Annotated in this window: 5 protein-coding genes; all 5 read left to right on the forward strand. The window is 69.1% G+C overall.

Annotated elements, in window-relative coordinates; genetic code table 11:
• On the forward strand, positions 1-345 hold a 345-nt coding region (locus Tfont_RS13935), incomplete at its 5' end, for an integrase core domain-containing protein (protein ID WP_143969888.1).
• A gap of 1 nt (position 346) precedes the next feature.
• The gene (locus Tfont_RS13940) at positions 347-1867 is read left to right on the forward strand and encodes an efflux transporter outer membrane subunit (RefSeq protein WP_143969889.1); all 1521 of its coding nucleotides are present in this window, start codon (positions 347-349) and stop codon (positions 1865-1867) included.
• Entirely contained in the window at positions 1864-2952 is a 1089-nt protein-coding gene (locus Tfont_RS13945; protein ID WP_143969890.1) for an HlyD family secretion protein, read from the forward strand. Before Tfont_RS13940 ends, Tfont_RS13945 begins: the two co-directional genes overlap by 4 nt.
• Positions 2953-2958: 6 nt before the next feature.
• Positions 2959-5700: a ribosome-associated ATPase/putative transporter RbbA gene (gene rbbA, locus Tfont_RS13950; protein WP_143969891.1), complete on the forward strand. Its 2742-nt coding sequence runs from the start codon at positions 2959-2961 to the stop codon at positions 5698-5700.
• Position 5701: 1 nt separating this feature from the next.
• A complete protein-coding gene (locus Tfont_RS13955) occupies positions 5702-6832 on the forward strand; it encodes an ABC transporter permease (RefSeq protein ID WP_143969892.1) in 1131 nt (376 codons plus the stop codon).
• The last annotated feature ends 204 nt before the right edge of the window (positions 6833-7036 follow it).

The raw sequence follows: 7036 nt of genomic DNA on the forward strand, positions 1-7036 counted from the left end.
GATCAGCTCTGCGAGGAGCTAGGCATTGAGCATCGCCTGACCCGCCCAAAACACCCGCAGACCAACGGCATGGTTGAACGCTTCAACGGGCGCATCGCCGACATCCTGCGCACCCATCACTTCCATTGCGGCGAAGAACTTGAGGCCACCATCCTGCGGTATGTCTGGCCGTACAATCACCAACTGCCACAGAAAGCCTTGGGGCATGTCAGCCCCATCCAGGCCATGAAACAATGGCAGCGATCACCCCCCGAACTGTTCAACAGACGTGTTACCAATCAGCCGGGACACGACAGCTACAAGCCGCAGTACGCGGCGCCGGGCCACTACGTGCTGGAGACATGACATGAACGATAGGCCAGCCGTCGCCACAAGTGGCAAGCGCCGTCCGCCGCCGCTGCGGGCCCGGCCGATCCTGGCCAGCACCGCGCTGGCGCTGCTGGCCGGCTGCGCCAGCCTGGCGCCGGAGTATGAACAGCCCGTCGCGCCGGTACCGCAGAGCTATGCGTCCACCGTGGGCGCATCCGTGGGCGCATCGACGCCAGGGCGCGAGGATCTGCCGCCCTGGCGCGACTACTTCACCGATCCGCTGCTGCAGCGCCTGATCGAGACGGCGCTGGGCAACAACCGCGACCTGCGCGTCGCCGCGCTCCGGGTCGAGGAAGCCCGAGCCGCATTCCAGATCCAGCGCGCCGATCAATTCCCGGGCCTGGGCCTGGGTGCGCAGGGCGCGCGCGCACGGGTGCCGGGCGATCTCAACTACTACGGGCAGTCCGTGGTCGGCGGCGAATACCGCGCCGAAGTCGGCCTGAGCAGTTGGGAACTGGATCTGTGGGGCCGCATACGCAACCTGAAGGATGCGGCACTGCAGCAGTGGCTGGCCACCGATGCCGGCCGTCAGGCGGTCGAACTGGCGCTGATCGTCCAGGTCGCCGATGGCTACCTGGGGCTGCGTGAACTGGACGAGCGCGTGGCGATCGCGCGCCGCACCGTGGACTCACGCGCGGAGTCCTACCGCATCTTCCAGCGCCGCCAGGAAGTCGGCTCGACCTCTCGGCTGGACCTGACCCAGGTGCAGACCCTGTTGACCCAGGCGCAGGCGCTGCTGGCCCAGCTCGAACGCGCGCGCGCCAGCCAGTACCACGCACTGGCCCAGTTGGTCGGCGCCGATCCCGGCCCACTCCCAGCCCGCGCGCCGTTCGACGAGGACACGGTGCTGGCGGCGCTGCAGCCAGGGCTGCCTTCGGACCTGCTGCTCCGTCGCCCAGACCTCATCGCCGCCGAGCATCGGCTGCGTGCCGCCCATGCCAACATCGGCGCCGCGCGCGCGGCGTTCTTCCCGCGCATCGCCCTGACCGGCAGTTGGGGCACGGCCAGCGCCGAGCTCGATGGCCTGTTCGATTCCGGCAGCCGCGCGTGGACCTTTCTGCCGACGCTGTCGCTGCCGATCTTCGACGCGGGCCGTCGCCGCGCCAACCTGGAGCTCAGCGAAGTGCGCCGCGACATCGCGGTGGCCCAGTACGAGAAATCCATCCAGACCGCGTTCCGCGAGGTCGCCGACGCGCTGACGGCCCGCCACTGGCTGGCCGAGCAGTTGCAGGTGCAGACCGTCGCGCGCCAGGCCCTGGCCGAACGCGCCCGGCTGGTCCAACTGCGCTACGACAACGGCTCGGCCGCCTATCTCGAAGTCCTCGACGCGCAGCGCAACCTGCTGGACGCCGAGCAGCAACTGGTGCAGGTGCGCCGTGCGCTGCTGTCCAGCCAGGTCGCGCTGTACGGCGCGCTCGGAGGCGGGCCTGGCCAGCGCTCCGGTGGCGCTGAAGCAGGCCTTTCCACCCATTCGCAACGGGCGTCGGACATACCATGAGCACAGCATCGTCCCTTTTTTCCAAGAAACGCATCGTCCCCGCCACGCTGGTCGTCGCCGTCGCGGTGCTGGCCTGGTGGGGCTGGCAGCGCTGGTCCGACCACGGTCCGGGCGAGGGATTCGTCAGCGGCAACGGGCGCATCGAGGCCACCGAGATCGACGTGGCCACCAAGTTGCCCGGCCGGGTGGAGGAGATCCTGGTGCGCGAGGGCGACTTCGTGCAGGCCGGGCAGACGCTGGCGCGGATGCAGACCGACACCCTGCGCGCCCAGTACGACCAGGCCGAGGCCGAGCGGCAACGGGCCGAGCACGGCGTGGCCGCGGCCCAGGCGCAGATCGCGCTGCGGCAGAGCGAGGTGGCCACCGCGCAGGCGCTGGTCGCCCAGCGCGAGGCCGAGCTCGATGCCGCGCGCCGCCGGCTGGCACGTTCGGAGACGCTTTCGGTGGAGGGCGCCTCCTCGGCCCAGGAACTGGACGACGACCGCGCGCGGGTACGCGCCAGCCAAGCGGCGGTCGCGGCGGCCCGGGCCCAGGCCGCCGCTGCTCAGGCGGCCGTGCGCGCCGCCGAGGCACAGCTGGTCGGGGCGCAGTCCGCGGTCCGCGCGGCCGAGGCCGCGGTGGCGCGGATCCAGGCCGACATCGACGACAGCGCGCTCAAGTCGCCGCGCGCCGGCCGGGTGCAGGTGCGCGTGGCGCAGCCGGGCGAAGTGCTCGGCGCCGGCGGGCGCGTGCTCAACCTGCTCGACCTGTCCGACGTCTACATGACCTTCTTCGTGCCCGAGACCAGCGCCGGCCGCATCGCCATCGGCAGCGAGGTGCGGATCGTGCTCGACGCCTGGCCGCAATACGTGATCCCGGCCACGATCTCCTTCGTCGCCAGCAAGGCCCAGTTCACGCCCAAGACGGTGGAGACCGCCAACGAGCGCCAGAAGCTGATGTTCCGCGTGCGTGCGCAGATTCCCGAGGATCTTCTGCGTCGGCATCTGGAGCAGGTCAAGACCGGAATGCCCGGGGTGGCCTGGATCCGGCTCGACAGCGACCAGGCCTGGCCCGCCGATCTGGTTGCCAATGTGCCGGTGGAGTAAGCGGACATGACCAAGCCGAACGCGCCCACCGTCGTGCAACTGCGGGGCGTGCGCCTGGACTACGGCAAGGTGTCCGCGCTGGATGGCGTCGATCTGGACATTCCCGCCGGCCGCATGGTCGGCCTGATCGGCCCGGACGGGGTCGGCAAGTCCAGCCTGCTGGCGCTGGTGTCCGGCGCCCGCCGGATCCAGGCCGGCCGCGTCTTGGTGCTGGGCGGTGACATGGCCCGGCGCGGCCACCGCAACGCGGTCTGCCCGCGCATCGCTTACATGCCGCAGGGCCTGGGCCGCAACCTGTATCCGACGCTGTCGGTCGAGGAAAACCTGCAGTTCTTCGCCCGCCTGTTCGGCCACGGCGCGGCCGAGCGCCGCCGCCGCATCGACGAGCTGACCCGGGCCACGGGCCTGTATCCGTTCCTGTCGCGCCCGGCCGGCAAGCTCTCGGGCGGCATGAAGCAGAAGCTCGGGCTGTGCTGCGCGCTGATCCACGACCCCGACCTGCTGCTGCTCGACGAGCCGACCACCGGCGTCGACCCGCTGGCGCGGGCGCAGTTCTGGGACCTGATCGCGCGGATCCGGCGGCAGAGCCCGGAGATGAGCGTGGTCGTGGCCACCGCCTACATGGACGAGGCGCAGCGCTTCGACTGGCTGGTGGCGATGGACGACGGCAAGGTGCTGGCCACCGGCACGCCGGCCGAACTGCTGGCGCGGACCGGCACGGCTTCGCTGGAAGAGGCCTTCATCGCCCTGTTGCCGGAAGAAAAAACCCGCGACCACCAGCCGGTCGTGATCCCGCCATTGAGCAGCGATGACGGCGACATCGCCATCGAGGCCCAGGACCTGACCATGCGCTTCGGCGACTTCGTGGCGGTCGATCATGTGTCCTTCCGCATCCGCCGCGGCGAGATCTTCGGCTTCCTCGGCTCCAACGGCTGCGGCAAGTCGACCACGATGAAGATGCTGACCGGTCTGCTGCCGGCCAGCGAGGGCCGCGCCTGGCTGTTCGGCAACGAGGTCGACCCGCACGACATCGACACCCGCCGCCGGGTGGGCTACATGTCACAGGCGTTCTCGCTGTACTCCGAACTGACCGTGCAGCAGAACCTGGTGTTGCATGCGCGCCTGTTCAAGGTGCCCGAGGACGACATCCCGGCGCGGGTGCAGGAGATGGTCGAACGCTTCGGCCTGGAGGCGGTCGTGCACAGCCTGCCCGCCAGCCTGCCGATGGGCGTGCGCCAGCGCCTGTCGCTGGCGGTGGCGATGGTGCACAAGCCGGAGCTGCTCATCCTCGACGAGCCGACCTCGGGCGTGGACCCGGTCGCGCGCGATGCGTTCTGGCGCCTGCTGGTGGAGCTGTCGCGGCGCGACCGGGTGACGATCTTCATCTCCACCCACTTCATGAACGAGGCCGAGCGCTGCGACCGCATGTCGATGATGCATGCGGGCAAGGTGCTCGACAGCGATGCCCCGGCCGCGCTGGTGGCCAAGCGCGGTGCGCAGACACTGGAAGAGGCCTTCATCGGCTATCTGGTCGAGGCCGGCGGCGGCACGCCCGGGCAGACCGGCGACGACGCGGCGCCCGCGCAGCCCCGCGCCGATGGCCATCGCGACGCCCGTCGCAAGCCTTTCAGCCTGCAGCGCATGCTGAGCTACATGTGGCGCGAGTCGCTGGAGCTGCGCCGCGACCCGGTGCGCGCCACGCTGGCGCTGGTCGGTTCGCTGCTGCTGATGTTCGTGGTCGGCTATGGCATCAGCCTGGACGTGGAGGATCTGCGCTACGCCGTGCTCGACGGCGACCAGACCACGCTGAGCCAGAGCTATGTCAACGCGCTCTCGGGATCGCGCTATTTCATCGAGCAACCGCCGCTGTCGGACCATGCCGAGCTGGACCGACGCATGCGCAGCGGTGAGCTGGCGCTGGCCATCGAGATCCCGCCGGGCTTCGCCCGCGACGTGCTGCGTGGCAACAGCGTCCAGGTCGGTGCCTGGTTCGACGGCGCCATGCCCACCCGCGCCGAGACCATCCAGGGTTACCTGCAGGGCATCCACCTGCATTGGCTGGCCGAGCAGGCGCGCGAGCGCTTCGGCATGCAGCTGGCCAGCCCGATCGCCATCGAATCGCGCTACCGCTACAACCCCGACGTGCGCAGCCTGCCGGCGATGGTGCCGGCGGTGGTGCCGCTGTTGCTGCTGATGCTGCCGGCGATGCTCACGGCGCTCGCCGTGGTGCGCGAGAAGGAGAGCGGCTCGATCACCAACCTCTACGTCACCCCGGTCACCCGCAGCGAGTTCCTGCTGGGCAAGCAACTGCCCTACGTGGCCCTGGCGATGCTCAACTTCCTGGCCATGGCGCTGCTGGCGGTCACCGTGTTCGGCGTGCCGATCACCGGCAGCTTCCTGGCGCTGACGCTGGCGGCGCTGATCTTCACCACGGTATCCACCGGTTTCGGGCTGCTGGCCTCCACGGTCACCCGCAGCCAGATCGCCGCGATATTCCTGGTGGTGGTGGGCACGATCATTCCGGTGACCCAGTTCGCCGGTCTGCTCGAGCCGATCTCCTCGCTCGAAGGCGTCGGCCGGGTGGTGGGCGAAATCTATCCGGCCAGCCACATGATCGCGATCAGCCGCGGTGTGTTCAGCAAGGCGCTGCACCTGCGCGACCTGGGCGGCGCGCTGTGGCCGCTGCTGCTGGCCGTGCCGGTAGTGCTGGGGCTGGCCATCGCCCTGACCCGCAAACAGGAGCGCTGACGTGAAACTCCCCCACCTGGCCAACGTCTATCGCCTGGGCATCAAGGAGCTGTGGAGCCTGGCGCGCGACCCGATCCTGCTGGTGCTGATCGCCTACGTGTTCACCGTGTCGATCCACACCGCCGCCACGGCCATGCCCGAGAGCCTGCACAACGCGCCGATCGCCATCGTCGACGAGGACCGCTCGGCGCTGTCGCAACGCATCGCCTCGGCGTTCTATCCCCCGCAGTTCTCGCCGCCGGCGATGATCTCGCTGGGCGAGGTCGATCCCGGCATGGACTCGGGCGCCTACACCTTCGTGCTCGTCATCCCGCCCAATTTCCAGCGCGACGTGCTGGCCGGCCGGCAACCCGCGCTGCAGCTCAACATCGATGCCACCCGCATGAGCCAGGCCTTCACCGGCAACAGCTACGTGCAGCAGATCATCAACCTGGAGGTCAACGAGTTCGTGCGGCGCCAGCGCGGCAGCACCGCGATGCCGATCGAACTGGCGCTGCGCGCGCGCTTCAATCCGTCGCTGGACAAGACCTGGTTCGGCGGGCTGATGCGGATCATCAACAACGTCACCATGCTCTCGATCATCCTCACCGGCGCGGCGCTGATCCGCGAGCGCGAGCACGGCACCATCGAACACCTGCTGGTGATGCCGGTCACCCCGGCCGAGATCATGCTGTCCAAGGTCTGGTCGATGGGGCTGGTGGTGCTGGTGACCGCCTTCGTCTCGCTCAACCTGGTGGTGCGGGGTCTGCTGGGCGTGCCGATCGAAGGTTCGCTGGCGCTGTTCGTGGTCGGCGCGGCGCTGTGCCTGTTCGCGACCACCTCGCTGGGCATCTTCCTGGCCACGCTGGCGCGCAACATGCCGCAGTTCGGCATGTTGATGGTGCTGGTGCTGATCCCGCTGCAACTGCTGTCGGGCTCGATGACCCCGCGCGAGAGCATGCCGCAGCTGGTGCAGGACATCATGCTGGCCTCGCCCACCACGCATTTCGTGGAACTGGCCCAGGCCATCCTCTACCGCGGCGCCGGCATCGGCGTGGTCTGGAAGCCCTTCCTGGCCCTGGCGCTGATCGGTTCGGTCCTGTTCGCGCTCGCGCTCACCCGTTTCCGCAGGACCATCAGCCAGATGGCCTGAATCCGTCCCTGACTCGGGACTTCCACTCAGTGAGGCACTACCCATGACCACCGAAACGCTTCCCCTGAACCTCCTCAAGGGAAGGTCTGCAAAACCTTCCTGCCAGACTGCCGGGATGGGACAATAGCGACATGAAGCAGATGAGTCTGGAGGCGCCGATGTATACGGGCTTTGAGCTGCGCGCCAAGCGCACCCGCAAGCGTG

Source organism: Tepidimonas fonticaldi (genome assembly GCF_007556755.1).
GTDB lineage: Bacteria > Pseudomonadota > Gammaproteobacteria > Burkholderiales > Burkholderiaceae_C > Tepidimonas > Tepidimonas fonticaldi.